This is a genomic window from Agarilytica rhodophyticola, from assembly GCF_002157225.2.
GTDB lineage: Bacteria > Pseudomonadota > Gammaproteobacteria > Pseudomonadales > Cellvibrionaceae > Agarilytica > Agarilytica rhodophyticola.
The window spans coordinates 3,084,410-3,105,401 of the sequence record NZ_CP020038.1 but is presented as its reverse complement, the minus strand read 5'-3'; the positions used below and the strand labels follow the sequence as shown (position 1 = coordinate 3,105,401).

Annotated in this window: 1 protein-coding gene; it reads right to left on the bottom strand. The window is 45.8% G+C overall.

Translation table 11 applies throughout. The features are described 5' to 3' along the window. Positions 1–2: 2 nt before the first annotated feature. Positions 3–20,969 (bottom strand): hybrid non-ribosomal peptide synthetase/type I polyketide synthase, encoded by a 20,967-nt coding sequence (locus BVC89_RS13255; RefSeq protein ID WP_087684107.1) that lies wholly within the window; start codon positions 20,967–20,969, stop codon positions 3–5. Positions 20,970–20,992 lie beyond the last annotated feature (23 nt).

Below are 20,992 nucleotides of genomic sequence, written 5' to 3'. Positions count from 1 at the left end.
TATTAATTCTCTTCACTTTGTCGTTCACGTATTTCATGTTTACTTGTGTTATCACTTAAGCAATTTAATATAAGTGCCATCGGAGCTTCAGGATTTTCAACAAGAAATAGGTGTAAAGTTTTCATTATAAGTTCCATTGACTGACAGACTTCTTCTCCTGAAATAGGAGTCACACAATTAGCGGTAAAACCAATACTATCGCCGAAGTCCTCTACCGCTAAATCCAATGGATAATTCGTGTACTCATTGCTTTTTAATGTTTCGATTTTGTTCAGCCAATCATTTTTCGGGTCTTCTGACTCAAGATTACGTGGGGTGTTATGACGATAATTTAATAAAGCATTAAATAATGGCTTAGGTAATTTGACTCCGCTACATTGTTGGGCTTTTGATAGTGACGCATGTTCATGCGTCAAAAGCTGGCTAAGTCGACGATGAGTTTGCTTAACAGCGACAATCACTGATACATCTGAAATATCTTGCCGATAAGGTAGAGTATTCATACACAACCCCATAACATCATTACTCCCTTCGCCGATATTCATTCTACCGAATAAGACCGTACCAAATACTGCATGTTTAACTTGTGCATGATAAGCAACAAAAAGGCCATAGCTCAGATGGAATAAACTGGAAACACTTACTCCCAAAGCTTTCGCTTGTTGTCGCAAACCAGTAGATAATATTTGCGGCAACATAACATGATACTTTTGACTTCCCCTACCAGACTGCAGGGTATGAGAAACACCAAATGGCGCCGTCGTTTCTTTAATATCAGAAAGTAAATCCGTAAAAAACTCATCATGTTCTGCTTGACTCATACCGAGTCTTGCTTGCGCAACAACATTACGATATGGATAAGGATTTTGTAACTTATGCTCTTGCTCAGAAAAAAGTAAGGCAAGTTCATTCATATAGTTTTCTAAAGTCGTGTGGTCGCTGATAAGATGATGAGTTCGCAACAGTACCAACCAGCGATGACTGCCGGGTTCACGGGCAATAACAAACTTTAATAAAGGCCCTTGTTCAAGATTTATGGATTGATATGAACGAGCCATTGCCTCCAAATAATCAGCTGAATTGTAACCATCGATATCAGGCAATGAGATTTCTTCAATATTACATTGAGCATGACGCAAAACCACCTGTGCTGGTGTTGACACTTCACGCCAAAAAATACAGGTACGAAACGCATCATGTCGATCAACAATAGTTTGTGTTGCAGCTAAATAGCGATCCAATACATCACGATTTGCAAATGCCAAGTGTAAATGTGTTAAATAGGGATCGGCCGTTTGCGAAAGTGTATGATGAAATAAAATCCCTTCTTGCAGCGGAGACAAACCATAAATATCTTGAATGTTCTCAACCCCACCCGGCACTTGCGCCACAATATGTGCAATATCCTCCGCTGTCAGATCAATGAGCGGCAGCATTTCTGGAGTAATGGTTTGTGTATCGCGCCTAATCCTGTTGGGGGGCACGTCAATATTGCGATAGTCACCCACACACGTAGCTAAACCTTCTAAAGTAGGATGAGTAAACAGGTCACGAGTAGAAACACCAAGCCCCACTTTACGCAAACGTTCCATCAATTGCATCGCTAACAATGAATGACCACCCAGCACAAAAAAGTTATCGTAGCGCCCTACACGTTCAACACCGAGTACCTCTTGCCAAATGGTGGCTAACTGCTGCTCCACCGTACCTTCTGGTGCAATATATTCCTGAGGTGTTATTGCACTATCACTGGCAGGCAAGCCCTCAAGATCTAACTTACCATGTGAATTAAGTGGCCAATGATCGAGGAAGACAAAGGCCGAAGGCACCATATAATCCGGCAAGTTCTCGATCAAACGATCCCGTAGCCAAGCTGTATCCTCAGCCGAAAGTTGACCTTCTTCGGCCATCACATAGGCCACTAAGTGCTTATTCTGCCCCTCCCCGGCCATCTGGACCACCGCCGATGCGATCCGTGGTTGCAACTGTAACTGAGCCTCTATTTCGCCCAACTCAATCCGATAACCGCGCAATTTCACTTGCGTATCGTTACGCCCTATAAATTGTAAACTGCCATCTTCCTGCCAGCAGACTAAATCCCCTGTTCGATACACACGAGTATCTGAGGCATCGTTAAACGGATGCGCAATAAAACGTTCTTGAGTTAAATCGGGTCGGTTGAGATAACCTCGTGCTAGGCCAGCACCACCTAACAGTAATTCACCCACAACACCTCGTGGTACAAGACCCAGTTGTTCGTCGACAACATAAGCTTCAATATTAGGTAGCAAATGGCCAATTGATGGCATCTTCTCGGTGCTCACAGTCGCCAACGTGGCATTGACCGTATTCTCTGTCGGACCGTATACATTAAAACAACGTAGTTGTTTGATCGCACTGAGTTGCTGCCACAACGAAGACGGTAACAGCTCACCGCCGATAAATAAGGTCAGTCGATTTTCGGCATACGCTTCTTGCTCAAATCTTTCTATAAGAACGGGCAAGAGCACCGTTAATTGCGAAGGTGTGCAATCTAGTACATTGATCTGATGCGCAAAGATATAATCAATCAGTAATGAAGCGTTCTCTCGTATATTTTGTGGCAACAAGGTTAAGGTTGCGCCGCAGGATAAGCTCACAATAGCTTTGACAGAAGAATCAAACGCCATGGAAGCATTCAGCCCCCAAAGCACACTGCTCATATCCAATCCGCTACGTTGCTGCAAACCATGATATAAATTGATGAGAGAGCGGTGTTCAACCATCACACCCTTGGGCTTACCGGTGGAGCCTGAGGTGTAAATCACATAAGCCAATTGAGAAGGCTCAATGGATATGCGTGGCACTGTCGATGGGTATTGCTGGATGGCGTAGTGGCACTCATCAAGAACCACCACCACTTGCTGGTCAATCGGAAAATGTTTGCCAAGCCTATGTGCAGATATGATGAATCTTACATTCGTATCATCCAGCATATAGTGTAAGCGAGCACTGGGATATTGCGGCTCTAAAGGAACATAAGCCGCGCCAGCTTTCCAAATCGCCAACATGGCGACAATAGTGTCTGGATGTCGTTCGACACACAGGCCAACCAAGCTCTGTGCCGCTACCCCTTGTTCAATCAGGTAGTGGGCGAGTTGGTTGGAGCGGTCATGAAGTTCGGCATAACTCAGCGTAAAAACACTATCTTTGTATTCCACCAGCGCGGGTTGACCCGGGTAGGCATCAGTATAGGCAGCAAACAACTGAGGTAGACACTGCTCCTGGCTAAACTCGGCTGCAGTATCATTAAATTGACGCAGCTGCTGGTGCTCTTCATCCGACAATATATCGATGTGGGAGACGGGCGTTTCAGGCTCATCCGTTAATAACTCCACCAGATGGGTTAAGGCTGTCTCCATCATCAGACAAACACGCTCAGCCAATGTTGGCTGGGTGCTCATACAGGTCAGCCCTAGCGTATGGCCGCTGTCTTCAATAGATAAATCCAGAGGGTAATTAGTACGCTCTTCAGCTTTAAGCACTTCCACTTGGCTCAAGCCCAGTGCCTCTAGTTCATAAGTCGCCTGATCCATATTGGCATTGTGACGATAGTTCAGCAAAGCACTGAACAGAGGCAGTGAGGCATGCACATGACTGCAGCGCTGTGCTAAGGCTAAGGGCGCATGTTCGTGGGCCAGTAAATCACTTAAACGATGATGCGCTTGCAGCACCGCTTCTTTTAACGAAAGATTATTAATGTCTTGCCGATAAGGCAAGGTGTTAATAAACAGCCCCATGGTATTATCCGAGCCCGCACCAGACTGCATACGACCAAATAACACCGTGCCAAATACCCCATGGCGCACACCTGCCGCACGGGCCACCACCACCCCATAGGCCAGGTGACATAAACTGGCCACGCTTACCCCCAAGGTTTTGGCGTGATGACGTAAACCATCGTTTAACCCCTGGGATAATTCATGTTGATAGCGGTGGATCGCAAGGCCATCCTGCTGCACATCCACTAAGCCAAAGGGCGTGGTCGGCTGCTCGATATCCCCTAATAACGCCTCAAAGAAGCGATCGTGTTCCGACTGAGGATTCCCCAAACGCGCCGCCGCGACCATATTGCGATAGGGTTCTGGCGGTGGCAGCTGGGCCGCTTGATCCGACAACAACAAGGCCAACTCGTGTAAGTGTTTTTCCAGCGTGGTGTGATCATCAATCAAGTGATGGGTCTGGTGTAACACGAACCAGCGTTCACTGTTTGGCTCTTGGGCAATCACATACTGCAACAGCGGGCCCTGCTCCACATCCAACCAGCGATGGGAGGCTTCCATCTCACTGAGGTATTCCGCCGCGGTCTTACCTGACACCGGTTCCAAGACCAATGTCTTCACTTTTAAGCGAGTCTCTCGCAACACCACCTGGGCGGCTTCCGATAAGCCTCGCCACAAAATACTGGTACGCAAGACATCATGGCGTTCGACAATACGTTGGGTAGTGGATAAATAGGTATCCAGGGTCTGGCGATTGGGAAACACCAGTTGCATTGTCAAAATATAAGGATCTACCGTTTCAGAAAAAGTGTGGTGAAATAAAATCCCTTCCTGCAGCGGAGACAAACCATAAATATCTTGAATGTTCTCAACCCCACCGGGCACCTGCGCCACAATATGCGCAATATCCTCCGCTGTCAGATCAATTAAAGGGAGCATCTCTGGGGTGATAATGCGTGTTTCTGGGGTAATCTGGTTGGCGGGCACCACTAAGCTTTGCGCTTTTTGCTGCCCATTTTCAATGGAACGAGCTAAACCCGCTAACGTGGGGTGCTCAAATAAATCTCGAACCCCCATCTCTATCTCCTGTTGCCGCAGCTTCTCCATCATCTGCACCGCCAACAGAGAATGGCCTCCCATACGAAAGAAGTCATCCTGGCGACCGACCTGCTCTAGCTCCAGTAACTCACACCAAATAAGCGCTAATTGTTTCTCCAATTCACTCTCGGGGGCTTCGTACACCGTCTGGCTCAAGGCCGCCAGATCCACTGCTGGCAACGCCTTGCTATCGAGTTTACCACTGGGGGTTAACGGCCATGCCTCAACGGCAAGAATCGCCGCCGGTACCATATAATCCGGCAACTTCTCGATCAAACGATCCCGCAACCAAGCCGTATCCTCCGCTGAAAGTTGACCCTCTTGGGCCATCACATAGGCCACTAAATGCCGATGCTGCCCCTCTCCTGTCACCTGCACCACCGCCGAGGCCACCCCTGGCTGCATCTGTAACTGGGCCTCTATCTCACCCAACTCAATACGAAAACCACGCAGCTTAATTTGCTTATCTGTGCGCCCTAAACACAGCAATTGACCATCAGCCAAATAGCGCGCTTGATCTCCAGTTTTATATAACCGCGCAGGACGACCACGACTGTCGCTGGCCATAAAGGGATCAGCTAGAAAGCGCTCTGCAGTCAATGCCTCTTGATTGAGATAACCGCGAGCAACACCATCGCCCCCCAAATATAATTCCCCCACCACACCTTGAGGCACTGGCTGTAAATGCTCATCCAGAACATAGGCTTGGGTATTGGCAATCGGACGTCCTATGGAACTGTCTTCCTGACTGACGATATTGACGATGGAGGTAATGCTGACTTCTGTCAGCCCATAGGAATTGCACAACTGAGGTAAGGACTTCTGCAAATCAAACCAACGTGCCACACTCTCAGCATCAAGAGATTCACCGGAGACCACCACCATGCGTAAGCTCGGCGATAAGTGCAATGACGTATCCGACAACCAGGTCTGCCAGAACTTCACCGGTAACTCCACAAAACTCACCCCATATTCTTCACACAAACTATGAAACTGCTGAGGGCTGCTCAGCCAATCATCGTTGCGCAAGATCAAGGAAGCGCCACAACTCAGGGCACCAAAGAGATCACTGGCACAAACATCAAAACTCATACTGGCAAACTGCAGTACACCGTCATCAGGGCTCAAACTATAGGTGCTAGTAAACAATTCTTTTTGATTGACCAGCCCGGCGTGTTCCACCATCACCCCTTTGGGCTTGCCGGTGGAACCAGAGGTATACATCACATAGGCAAGGTCTTCTGGGCTAAGGGCAGGAATAACCGGGTTATCACAGGGTTGGCCAAGGAGTTCTTCATTACCATCTAAAGCAATCACAGGCGCTAAAGCCGCTGCACTGCCTAAGGCCTCGCGACCGACTTCATCAGCGAGTAATAGGATAGGTTTGGCATCGCGCACAGTGTCTTGTAAGCGTTGACTGGCATAGCTTGGATCGAGGGGCACATAGGCTCCACCGGCTTTTAAGATAGCCAGGGTCGCCACCACCATGTAGGCCCGTCGCTCGCTACAAATTCCCACCAGGGTATTCGGCCTCACCCCGTGTTCAATAAGATAATGTGCCCATTGATTGGCTTGCTGATTTAACTCGCCATAACTGAAGGTATAACCGCTATGCTGAGCACACGCGGGTTCCACTACCGCCGTTCGATCAGGATGAGCTTTCGCCTCGTCTTCAAAGAGGTGATGGATGCATTGATCATGAGGATAGCTGCTTGCAGTATCATTAAAATCAACCAGTAAACGCTGGCGTTCTGAACGAGGCAAGACATCCAATTGAGATACAGCAGTATCAGGCGCATTCCCTAATAACGTCACCAGATGACTTAACGCCCTTTCCATCATCAAACAAGCCCGCTCAGATAAAGCCGCATCGACACATTCCATGGTCAATGCCATACGTTGGCCAAAATCTTCTACAGACAAGTCGAACGGATAGTTAGTACGCTCTTGTTCTTTGATAACCTCAACATCTTGTAGCCAGTGGTCTTGCAGTTGATTGGCAACTTCATCAATTTCTTGATTGTAGCGATAGTTCAGCAAAGCACTGAACAGAGGCAGTGAGGCATGCACATGACTGCAGCGCTGCGCTAAGGCTAAGGGCGCATGTTCGTGAGCCAGTAAATCACTTAAACGATGATGCGCCTGCAGCACCGCTTCTTTTACCGAGAGTTCATTAATATCTTGACGATATGGCAAGGTGTTAATGAACAGCCCCATGGTATTATCCGACCCGGCACCCGACTGCATACGACCAAATAACACCGTGCCAAATACCCCATGACGCACACCTGCCGCGCGGGCCACCACCACCCCATAGGCCAGGTGACATAAACTGGCCACGCTTACCCCCAAGGTTTTGGCGTGATGACGTAAACCATCGTTTAACCCCTGGGATAATTCATGTTGATAGCGGTGGATCGCAAGGCCATCCTGCTGCACATCCACTAAGCCAAAGGGCGTGGTCGGCTGCTCGATATCCCCTAATAACGCCTCAAAGAAGCGATCGTGTTCCGACTGGGGATTCCCCAAACGCGCCGCCGCGACCATATTGCGATAGGGTTCTGGCGGTGGCAGCTGGGCCGCCTGATCCGACAATAACAAGGCTAACTCTTGTAAGTGTTTTTCCAGCGTGGTGTGATCATCAATCAAGTGATGGGTCTGGTGTAACACGAACCAGCGTTCACTGCTTGGCTCTTGGGCAATCACATACTGCAACAGCGGGCCCTGCTCCACATCCAGCCAGCGATGGGAGGCTTCCATCTCACTGAGGTATTCCGCCGCGGTCTTACCTGCCACCGGTTCCAAGACCAATGTCTTCACTTGTAAGCGAGCCTCTCGCAACACCACCTGGGCGGCTTCCGATAGGCCTCGCCACAAAATACTGGTACGCAAGACATCATGCCGTTCGACAATACGTTGGGTAGTGGATAAATAGGTATCCAGCGTCTGGCGATTGGGAAACACCAGTTGCATTGTCAAAATATAAGGATCTACCGTTTCAGAAAGAGTATGGTGAAATAAAATCCCTTCCTGCAGCGGAGACAAACCATAAATATCTTGAATGTTCTCAACCCCACCAGGCACCTGCGCCACAATATGCGCAATATCCTCCGCTGTCAGATCAATTAAAGGGAGCATCTCTGGGGTGATAACGCGTGTTTCTGGGGTAATCTGATTAGCAGGCACCGCAATTACGTGACTGGCACTCGCGGAGGAAGAAGCGATAGAACGAGCTAAGCCCGCTAACGTAGGGTGTTCAAATAAATCTCGAACCCCCATCTCTATCTCCTGTTGCCGCAGCTTCTCCATCATCTGCACCGCCAACAGAGAATGGCCTCCCATACGAAAGAAGTCATCCTGGCGACCGACCTGCTCTAGCTCCAGTAACTCACACCAAATAAGCGCTAATTGTTTCTCCAATTCACTCTCGGGGGCTTCGTACACCGTCTGGCTCAAGGCCGCCAGATCCACTGCTGGCAACGCCTTGCTATCGAGTTTACCACTGGGGGTTAACGGCCATGCCTCAACGGCAAGAATCGCCGCCGGTACCATATAATCCGGCAACTTCTCGATCAAACGATCCCGCAACCAAGCCGTATCCTCCGCTGAAAGTTGACCCTCTTGGGCCATCACATAGGCCACTAAATGCCGATGCTGCCCCTCTCCTGTCACCTGCACCACCGCCGAGGCCACCCCTGGCTGCATCTGTAACTGGGCCTCTATCTCACCCAACTCAATACGAAAACCGCGCAGCTTAATTTGTTTATCTGTGCGCCCTAAACACAGCAATTGACCATCAGCCAAATAGCGCGCTTGATCTCCAGTTTTATATAACCGCGCAGGACGACCACGACTGTCAGTAGCTATAAAGGGATCGGCTAAAAAGCGCTCTGCGGTTAATGCCTCTTGGTTGAGGTAGCCGCGAGCAACACCATCGCCCCCCAAATATAATTCCCCCACCACACCTTGAGGCACTGGCTGTAAATGCTCATCCAGAACATAGGCTTGGGTATTGGCAATCGGACGTCCTATGGAACTGTCTTCCTGACTGACGATATTGACGATGGAGGTAATGCTGACTTCTGTCAGCCCATAGGAATTGCACAACTGAGGTAAGGACTTCTGCAAATCAAACCAACGTGCCACACTCTCAGCATCAAGAGATTCACCGGAGACCACCACCATGCGTAAGCTCGGCGATAAGTGCAATGACGTATCCGACAACCAGGTCTGCCAGAACTTCACCGGTAACTCCACAAAACTCACCCCATATTCTTCACACAAACTATGAAACTGCTGAGGGCTGCTCAGCCAATCATCGTTGCGCAAGATCAAGGAAGCGCCACAACTCAGGGCACCAAAGAGATCACTGGCACAAACATCAAAACTCATACTGGCAAACTGCAGTACACCGTCATCAGGGCTCAAACTATAGGTGCTAGTAAACAATTCTTTTTGATTGACCAGCCCGGCGTGTTCCACCATCACCCCTTTGGGCTTGCCGGTGGAACCAGAGGTATACATCACATAGGCAAGGTCTTCTGGGCTAAGGGCAGGAATAACCGGGTTATCACAGGGTTGGCCAAGGAGTTCTTCATTACCATCTAAAGCAATCACAGGCGCTAAAGCCGTTGCACTGCCTAAGGCCTCGCGACCGACTTCATCAGCGAGTAATAAGATAGGTTGGGCATCGCGCACAGTGTCTTGTAAGCGTTGACTGGCATAGCTTGGATCGAGGGGCACATAGGCTCCACCGGCTTTTAAGATAGCCAGGGTCGCCACCACCATGTAGGCCCGTCGCTCGCTACAAATTCCCACCAGGGTATTCGGCCTCACCCCGTGTTCAATAAGATAATGTGCCCATTGATTGGCTTGCTGATTTAACTCGCCATAACTGAAGGTATAACCGCTATGCTGAGCACACGCGGGTTCCACTACCGCCGTTCGATCAGGATGAGCTTTCGCCTCGTCTTCAAAGAGGTGATGGATGCATTGATCATGAGGATAGCTGCTTGCAGTATCATTAAAATCAACCAGTAAACGCTGGCGTTCTGCATGAGATAGAAGCGTTAATTCATCTAAGCGGTGATGAGGACATTCTAATATGTCAGTTAACAGCGTTTGGTAATTTAGCGCCATGCGCTCGACGGTTTCAGGCTTAAATAAATCTCGACAATATACAATGCTAAGTTCAAGCCTATCGGGAGTTTCATCCACATTAAAGGTTAAATCAAACTGCGCCGCAACATTATCAAGCGGGTATTTTTTCATCGTCAAATCAGCGAAGGTAAGTTCTCGCACATCCGGAGAATTTTGCAAGGCAAACATGACTTGGAACAACGGACTATGACTAAGGCTTCTCTCTGGCGCGATGCGCTCCACCACTTTTTCAAAGGGGGCAGCTTGATGCTCATACCCTGCTAAGGTCGTGCTTTTAACAGTATCGAGAAATTGGATAAAACTGTTGCTGCCATCAACCTGGCTACTCAGTGCCAGTGTATTAATAAAAATACCGACGGTATTGATATCTTGTTGCTGTGTGCGGTTCGCCAACGGCGTTCCTACACAAATATTTTGCTGACCACTGTAGCGATAAAGTAATACATTAATGGCTGCAAACATGGTCATGAACAAAGTCACCCCTTGCGCCTTGGAAAATCGGTACAACTGTTGGCTAAGGGCTGAGTCGATGGTGAAGCTGAGTGTAGCGCCTTTCGAACTTCTTATTGCCGGACGGGGGTAGTCATAAGATAGCGCTAGGGGTTCAGTTTCTGCTATGTGCTGTTGCCAATAATCCAGCAGTGACTCGAGATGTTGATTGTCAAGATGCTGCCGCTGCCTAATGGCGTAGTCTGCATATTGCGGCACATCAGCAGGAAGTGCATGAGGCTTTTGCAAAACAAAGGACTCATACAGGGCAACAAAATCATTAAGGATGATAGACTCGGACCAACCATCAGCGGCGATATGATGTACCACTAATACCAGGTAATAATCTGCCGTAGCCGTTGCGGCTGCCGCGTCTGCTACAACAAGAGCAATGCGTGTCATCAGGTCTTGCGCTAAGTCAAACGGCCTGCTGATGTAGGCTTTAAGTATACTATCCAGATCATTATTAGCACCAACCTCAATAAAATCGACGGGGTCTCGCTTATCCAGCGCCTGTATAGACTGATACAAAATCCCATCGTCTTCCATGTTGTAGGTAGTGCGCAAAGCTTCGTGACGCAACAACAGCTCACGCGTCGCTTGCTGTAATGCTTCAAAATTGGGCTTGGCAGATAATTTTAATGTGGTGTGAATATGGTATTCATCATTGTCTTCAAAACGATTGAGAAACCACATGCGCTCTTGGGAATAGCTGCAAGGAATTTTTTTGGGGCGTAGTTGAATAACGCTGGAGTTCTTACCCGCATGGTCTTTATCTGGCTGCACCAATAAATAATCTTGATAAATATGCGCGGCACAATCTTTAATTGTCGGGAATTTAAAAATAATGGTGATAGGCAAATCTCTTTGCAAAGCACTTTGTAGGCGGTTACGCAAATTAATCGCCATAAGAGAATCCATTCCATACTCAATCAGTGAACGGTCAATCGGCACACTGGCCACAGACATAACCTCACTGACAGCTTGTTGCATCGTGCTTACTAGATGCTGTAAGCGTTCAGCTTCAGGTAATTGAAAATACGTGTCTAAAAAAGCGAGTGGCTCATCATCTGAGCTTTTTTGCTCTTGATCAATTTCTTGCTGCGTTAATTGCTGGACAGTTTCCTCTATGACATCAGCATTGTTAACTTCTATTGTTAAAGCGTCTGTCTCCGGCTCAGCATGATCGATGTCTGATGTATCTTGAGAAATAATCTGGACAAACGATGTGGTGGGCTTATCATCGATCCAATAACGAAGACGCTGAAACGGATACGTGGGTAACGCAATAAATGGATAAGGCTTGTCACCATATGCACTAGTCCAATTTACCTGCCCACCCGCTTGATACCAATTGCCAAGTCCATTTAGCCAAGCCTCGATAGCATCCATTTTAGAATTTAAAGAAGCGATGGAAAGATAGTTGGATTCTGGAAAACAAATATCAACTAATGGTTTTAGAGTTGATCTTGGCCCCAGCTCGATAAAGGTTTCAGCACCAGCGACTTGTGCAGCTGTTAAAGCTTCGGCAAATAATACAGGGGCAGAGATTTGCTTCACCCAGTATTTCGCAGATGACATTTCATCGTCGACAGATTTACCCGTGACTGTACTAATAAGAGGATACTGTGCCGGAGAAAACTGGATATTTATTAATGACTCAGCAAAAGCATCCAGCATTGGCTGCATAAGCGGTGAATGAAATGCCTGCTTAACAGCTAAAGGTTTAACCTGGATGTTATTTTTTTCGAGCACCTCTCTCATATGCGCAATGGCTTCTACCGTACCCGACAGCACCATATGTTGTGGGCTATTAACGGAAGCGATAACAGCACTACTGTCATTGCTATCTAACAAAGCTTGCAACGCATCTTGTGAAGCTAGTACCGACATCATGTCACCTGGTTCCGTCATGGTCTGCATGAGGCGGCCCCTAGCCACCACCATATCCAATGCGTCTTCAAGACAAAAAACACCAGACACACAAGCAGCCGTAATTTCTCCCAAGCTATGTCCTATGAGTATATTTGGCTGACAACCACACTCTAGCCAAAGCTGAAACAGCGCATAACCCACACAAAATAACGCCGGCTGGGCATATTGCGTTTCATCAAGTAAAGGGCTGACACCACTGGCTGGAAATAAAATGGGCCGAAGGTCTAACTGATGTTTGGTATTTAAATAGTCGAGACAACGATCAAACGCAGATCGATATACTGGCTGAGAACTATAAAGCCCCTGCCCCATATATATGTATTGCGTGCCTTGCCCGCTAAATAAAAAAGCTGTTTGAGCATTGCTTTTGCTTTGACGATCGTAATGAGGTACGGCTAACAATTCAGATAGCAATTGGCGCCGCGTATCAGCGACAATAAAACGTCTCTCGGCAAAGTGCTGGCGCTTATTCGCTAACGCCGAAGATAATTGTTCGAGAGTTATTTTAGGATGTTGTTCAACATATTCATGTAATTGCTGATACTGTGCGACCAGTGCTGCCTTATCAAAGGCAGATATCGGAAATAAATAGCTATCGGCAGGGATAATACCTGTTGGCTCATTAGCCGGCGCTTTGCTAGTAACGTTGGGAGCATTCTCTAACACCACATGAGCATTTGTTCCGCTAAAACCAAAGGAGCTGACACCGGCTCGACGTTGTCCAGAACTTGCAGGCCAAGGGGTGTTTTTCTGCAACACCTCAACGGGGATATTATCCCAATCTATATGCGGATTCGGTGAGTTAAAATGAATATTACCGGGTATCAGTTCATGCTTAAGAGCCATGACTGATTTAATAACCCCAATCACGCCAGCGGCTGCTTCAGTGTGGCCAATGTTAGTTTTAACCGAGCCGATATACAGAGGATCATTTGGCATTTTTGCCTCAGCGAAGATTTCAGCCAAAGCATTGACCTCAATAGGGTCACCTAAGGGTGTGCCAGTACCATGAGTTTCAATATAGTCAATGTCCGCTGCCGTTAGGTTGGCGCGGCTTAAAGCTTTTTCTATAACCTTACGTTGAGATATACCGTTAGGTGCAGTAAATCCCTGGGAGCGGCCATCGTGGTTACTGGCTGTGCCCTTGATAACAGCATGAATTTCGTCGTTATCGGCTAGCGCTTTTGATAGGGGCTTGAGCACCAACATGCCACAGCCCTCACTGCGAACAAAGCCATCGGCTTGCGCCGAAAAGGTATGGCAGTGCCCGGTGGGAGATAAGGCTTGCAATTGACTTAAATAAATATTCCCCTGAGGCGCTAACATGATGTTAACACCACCAACTAACGCTTGCTCGCAATCGCCTTCTCGTATCGCCATCGACGCTAGATGCAGTGCTGCTAGTGAAGATGAACATGCCGTATCGACAGGGATACTGGGTCCATTCAACCCTAACCAGTAAGAAATACGACCGACTATTGTGCTGTGGGATGTGCCTAGGCCTGTGTAAGCATCAATAGCATCCACATCTGCTGTTGCTCTAAATTGATATTCAGTCCCTGCCAAGCCAATGTAAACACCCGTGTTACTGCCATCGAGTTGATCCATGGTTAAGCCGGCATCCTCAATGGCCTCCCAAGTGGTTTCTAAAAGCAAGCGCATTTGTGGATCAACACTTTTCGCTTCGATAGGCGAGATACCAAAAAATAATGGGTCAAAGAACTCTAAGCCATCAATAAAGCCTGCTTTAGGGCAATACATTTTGCCTGGGGTAGCGGGTTTATCAGAAAACCATTGCTGCATAGACCAGCGGGATTGTGGTACATCGATCACACTATCCCTGGCATGTATCAAGTTATCCCAAAAGCTCTCAATGTTAGCAGCTCCGGGAAAACGGCCAGACATACCAATAATGGCAATATCTTCTTGTTGCGAGGTATGTGTCGCAGTTACTTGTTCAATCGCTAGCGAAGCCGGAGTGTTATTAGATAAAGGCTTATTTTCATCTGGAAAACTCAATCGCTCATAGCAGTACTGGGCAAATGAAGTAAGGCTGGGGTGATTAAAAAAAGCGGTTGCTGGTATTTCTATACCTAGCTTTTTAACGCAACGATTGCGCAACTCAATAGTATTGAGAGAATCTAGGCCTAAATCTGTTAGAGTCGCTTCCAAATGAATATCACTGCGTGACAATACCGCTTTTGCTTCCTGCAGAAGCATTTGTTGTAAAACAGCTAAACGATTATTCGCCGGCGTGTCTCGCAATAATACTTGCCATTCGTTGGGAACTTGCTGTTGGCTGTGCGTTATTGGCGATACTTGTTGTAATAACTGAACATAAAGCGGCGGAATGTAGCCGAAATTTTCTTGCTGTTTTTTGGCAAACTGCTGCAAGTCAATCGGCGTCGGTAAACAGTGACCATCTGTCTGCCGCATAATTATATCAAGCTGTTGAAAGCCTTGTTTGGCACTGAGAGAACCAATACCGTAAGAAGATGCGCGTAGCTTTTGCTTTTCACTCAGCTGGTTTTGACTCCCCATATTACGCCAGGGGCTCCAATTAATTGTGCTAGCGACCAAGCCTTTGTCTTTACGATAGTGATATAAACTATCAAGAAATGCATTGGCTGCCGCATAATTCCCCTGCCCTACCGTGCCGACGATAGAGGAAATGGATGAGTACATAACGAAGCACTTCAAATCCATATGCTCGGTTAATTCATGAAGATACCATGCCCCCTTAACTTTAGGCGCCAGCACAGTATCAAGCTGGTGATGGCTAAGCGAAACTAAAGGCGCATCTTCAATAACGCCTGCCAAATGAAAGATACCTTGTAAACCATGAGTAGATGATACCTCTTTTATCACACGCTCCAACGCATCTTTGTCACAGACGTCGGTGGTAACAACAGATACTTCAAGCCCTTGTTGTTGCAGTGATTTGATTACTGATATCGCTTGCTTTGATGGTGCTCGGCGCCCAAGCAAACACAGATTTCGAGCGTCCGTGTGACTGGCAATCCACTGCGCCAGGGCTAGTCCCATTTCACCCAAACCGCCAGTGATTAATAGGGTTTTGTCCGGCTCGAAAGAAAGAGGCACATTATTATTGGCAGTCGTATCTTCCAATAATGCAAGGGATAATAACTCGCTGTTATACCAGCGGTATTGTTGTCGTTTATCTGAGTGCAAAAAGATAGCAGAAATATCTTTTAATGAGCTGTAACTATCTAAGTCAATTAAACCTAGCGGCAGGTGTGCGTGTTCATTCATAAAAACCCTGGCCAGTCCCCACAGAGGCGAATGTACAGGTGAGCAAATGACGTCTTTATTATTTAAGGCACTGAGATTGTTTGAGTCAGTATCGTTGTTATTCTTATTTAAATCACCATACACACCTTGAGTAAGCCACCACAGTTGTTGGAGCTTTGGAATGCGTTTTTTTGCAGAAAGCTCTACCAAGTGCTGAAGCTGTGCCAATGCCCGTTCTGCAATAGCTTGGGTATCTGCCACGGTGTTTTTGTCCGGTGAAGAAAGTTGAGGCCATAACACTGCAATATGTGTGGCTTCACTAAGATCCCATTGTTCAAACTCAGATAAGCTTTTGATAGCAACTGTTGTGTTTTCACCTAGAGTCCGCTGCCATCTGGACATCAATGCATTATGGGTGGCTATTGACAAATCATCTGCAAACAGTAGCAGTTGGTGACAATCAGACGATATTAAGGAAGTCATCGATTGTCGCTGCCATGCTAAACGTAGACGCTTAACATGTTTATCTTTTGTCTCGGTGCATATAGCTTGTTGTTGTACAGAAACAGGTTCTGGCGATAGCCAATAACGGTCCGGAGAGAACGTATAATTGGGTAAGCGAATATGTGGATCATTAGCGACAGGATAAACCGAAGACCAGACTACATCTCCCCCCTCAACATACCAACGCGCTAAGCTCTCATACAAAGGTTTTAGTGTTTTATCTTGACGACAAAGCGAAGATAAAATTAATTGATCGCCTGGCATCTCCTGCAAACAATAATTGGTTAATGTCGACAGTACTTTATCTGGGCCTAGCTCGACAAAAACTTGAATATCGCGTTCATATATAGTCTGTATACCCGCATAAAATTCGACGCTAGCACATATTTGATTCACCCAATACTCCGGTGTCATCATCTGCTTATTTGCCACTTGTCCGGTGATCGAGCTGACAATGGGAATCTTAGGTTCAGCATAATCGATAGTGCGAGCAACATCAGCAAATGCTGGCAACATCGGTGTCATTAGGGCTGAATGAAAAGCATGAGAAACATTCAATGACTTAGTTGCGATATTTCGCTGCTGAAAACTGTGGGCGATATCCTCCAACTCATCGAGTTGCCCAGATAAGACAATATGCTCTGGGCTGTTAACTGCAGCGATAGATAAAGTAATACCGCCTCGCGCTAACTGCTCTTGTACTTTTTCTAATGAGGTATTAACCGCTAACATGCCTCCGTTCTTTGGCAGTTTTTGCATCAATGCTCCTCGAGCAACAACTAGGCGCAGAGCATCAGCTAGGTTAAATATTCCGGCGACACAGGCTGCTGCTATTTCGCCAATACTATGACCAAACAATACTGATGGTTTTATTCCCCAGTGCTGCCACAAGTTATAAAGACTGTACTCAATACAAAAAATTGCAGGTTGGGCATATGCTGTTTGCGCTAAGTTTTCTTCTGAATCACCCCACATTAATGTGCTTAAATCAATTTCCAGGCACGAATGTAATTCAGCAAAGCAGCGGTTCATTGCTTCTTTAAAAACAGGCTCGGTGTTATATAAAGATTTCCCCATGCCAATATATTGCGAGCCCTGTCCAGTAAACAAAAAAGCAACATCCATTTTTAGATGTAATTGGCCGTGAATCTCAGTACTACCAGATTCATCCAACAACCGCACCATGCGCCTGTGGAAATGCGGCTTTCGTATTGCCCACTGCTTGGCTATTATCTTTTTTTCAGCGAATGTTTTGTCTTCGCTGTAAGTTTTTATATCTTGATTTTGTAGCGATAAGGAAGTACTTGTTTTTGCTGACAAAGGCCACAGAACATTCGAACAATAATCCTGTTTTTGATCAAAAGTAGGATCTAACTTATTATTCACTACACTGTTTTCTGCCGCTTCAAGTATCACATGTGCATTAGTGCCGGAAAAACCAAAAGAACTGACACCCGCATAGTAAGAATCTTGATGAGTGTTGGGCAATTCTATCAGTTCATTGGCAACCCTCACATTTTTATGCCACTTGATATGAGGATTTGCTTCAGAAAAATGTAAGGTCGCTGGAATTTTTTTGTGGCGCAAACATAGTATTGCTTTAATCAAGCCAGCGATTCCTGCCGCGGCTTCCAGGTGACCTATGTTGGATTTAACAGAACCTAAAACTAACGCTTGCTGGCGTGCTTGGTTTTTTTCAGATGAAGAAGTTTCACCAGTACTACAAAATACTGATTGAATAGCTCCTACCTCAATTGGATCACCTAAAGCCGTGCCAGTACCATGTGCTTCAATATAAGCAATATCTTCCGGCTTGAGTTGTGCATTAACCAATGCGGCACGTAATAGTCGCTGCTGAGCTAGGCCATTAGGTGCTGATAACCCGTTACTTTTACCATCTTGGTTAACGGCTGAACCACGAATCAGAGCTTCAATATTATCACCGTCTGCTAACGCTTTTGATAATGGCTTAAGTAGTACCAAACCACAGCCTTCGGCCCGAACATAACCATTAGCTTGTGCATCAAACGTTCTACAGCGAGCATCATTGGATAACATATCGGCCTTAGCCAAAACAACACTGGTGTCAGGCGAAGATAAAATATTAATACCGCCGACAATAGCCATGTGACATTTACCTTGGCGTAAATGATCAATAGCAGTATCAACCGCAACTAGCGACGAAGAACAAGCGGTATCAATAGCGAGACTGGGACCGTGAAAATCATAAAAATAGGACAGACGATTTGCCGCCGTACTCAATGCATTACCAAGACTAGTAAAAGCGCCCCCGAAATCATCTTGTTGCTTAATAATATCAAGGTAACTGTTTTGACTAATTCCAATGTAGACCCCCGTTAAAGTCTGCCTAAATTCCTCAATAGGTTTACCAGTGTTTTCAAGAAGATGATAAACCTGTTGAAGTAAAATGCGTTGTTGGGGGTCCATTTGTTCGGCTTCCGCCGATGATATATCAAAAAAATCAGCATCAAAAAGATCTACACCGTCGATAAACCCTGCTTTTTCGATTGGCGTTTGAGAAGTATTAATAAGGCTGCTGAGATCTCCCCAGCGTTCATCCGGCACAGTGCCAATTGAATCCATAGATCGACACAAGTTATCCCAAAACTCTTCTGGCGATTTTGCGCCAGGGAAATGGCAGGCAAGACTAATGACGGCAATAGGTTCAGCGTCAGATAATACCTCAGGGTACATATGAGAAGCTTCATTGCTAACGGAATCTACATCTCTAGCGATAAACTCAGTCAATCGTATAATATTGGGATAGTCATATAAATGTGTAGGGGAAATTTCTTTGCCGAGATAATCTGACAACAAACCCACTAAACGAATAGCTTGTAAGGAACCAATTCCCAGCTGAGCAAATGACGTCGTTAGGGAAATATCATTTTGAGATAATGCCAATTCGTGAGCAATAGTTTTTTGCAACCAAAGACTTAACTCATCCGCTTTTTGGGGATGACGTAAAAAATTATTTTTCGATGCTATAACTGAATTATTACTTTCCTTTTTCCAATGTCTGAGTACACCGTTAAGGGTTTGTGTTTCATAGGCTAGCTTCATCGCCAAGCGTTTTATTTTTCCGCTAGTAGTAAGCTGGACAGTACCGGGCTTTACAAGAATCAATTCTGATAATGAAATATTATGTTCTAATGAAATACTATCAATAACGGCTTGAGTAACTTCTTCCTTATCATACTTTCGCAAAGATGTACGAGTTATCTCTTGAACAAGAATAATTTTTTCTTCGCCATCGCTATCACAATCAATACTAAAAGCTGCGCCCGCATTGTTCTGTAAATCCTGGTGAGCCCGTTGTGCACTAAGCTCGATATCTTGCGGATAATGATTGGTACCATTAATTATTATCATTTCCTTCAAACGGCCACTTACATAGAGTTCTCCGTCTAATAGGAAGCCCATATCTCCCGTGCGCAAATATTGTTGATTACTACTTTCGGAGTGAATACATGCCCGAAATGTATCTTTCGTTTGTTTCTCAAGACCCCAATACCCCTGTGCGACACTACCACTTCTAACCCAGATTTCACCTACAAGATTTTTGGCACAGCGTTTCTTTGTATGGGGGTCGACAATGGCAACCTCCGTATCACCCAATGCTCTACCGCTACTTACTAATGTCTGGTGGAATAAACAGTTTGTAGGATCAACATATGATACTCGTCCTTCGATCAATAAATTCTTATCAACGGTAATTTTTTTTGGCAATACACCAATATCTTTACTACTAACAATTAGCGTTGTTTCAGCCATGCCATAACAAGGTGCTAAGGCTTCTGCTCTAAAACCACATTGTTTAAATTTTTTAAAAAAGCGTTCCAAAGTTTCAGCACGAATAGGCTCCGAGCCATTACAAGCCGAGCGCCAATGACTTAAGTCTATATCGTTTAACTGATCATCAGAAATATGCTTTACGCAATGATCGTAAGCAAAATTAGGCGCTGGACTGCAGTGCGCCTTATATTTAGATAACGCACGAAGCCAGAGGATCGGCTTCCTAACAAATCGCTCAGGTGGCATAAGCACCAGTTCACTACCAACAAACAAAGTAAATAGTAATGTACCGATTAACCCCATATCATGATATATCGGTAGCCAGCTTACTGCGCAGTCATTCTGATCAGCACGATAAGTATTGGTTATAAGTTGGCAGTTATGTTTTATATTATTATGACTTACTGCAACACCTTTAGGTGAACCTGTAGAGCCTGAAGTATATTGCAAAAATGCTAGATCAAAACCTGTGCTAATTGGTGTTTCGCAGGGTAAATATTGGTTGAGTGTATCAGTATTTAGCCGATTATGTATGGTTGCACGACTTTCTGAAAACCAAGCACGCGATTTATTCTCTAACACTTGTGTGCTAAGTATTAAGTTAGCATCACAATCGTTAATAATTGTTTCCAGGCGCCCCATTTTTCTTCTACCTTGCGGGGGAGAAACAGGTACTGCAACTACACCAGCTATCAAGCACGCGACAAATGCATCAATAAAATCAAGACCGGAAGGATAAAGTAATAACACTCTATCTCCCTTATTTGATATCTGCAAAATATTCGAAGCGATAATTTTAGCCCGCTGCAATAATTGTTCGGCTGTACGTATGTCACCTTCAATTACTCCATCTTCCAAAAAGCGATACAACACTTTTTTAGGGTTGTTGTTGACATGTTGATATAAAACATCAATAAGTGTGATATCTATGTTTTTTTTAAAATCAAATGACATCAATATTTCTCTGAATTCAGACT

Excerpts from the sequence above, each read along its gene's own strand:
- BVC89_RS13255 (WP_087684107.1), bottom strand. The coding sequence starts at position 20,969 with ATGTCATTTGATTTTAAAAAAAACATAGATATCACACTTATTGATGTT.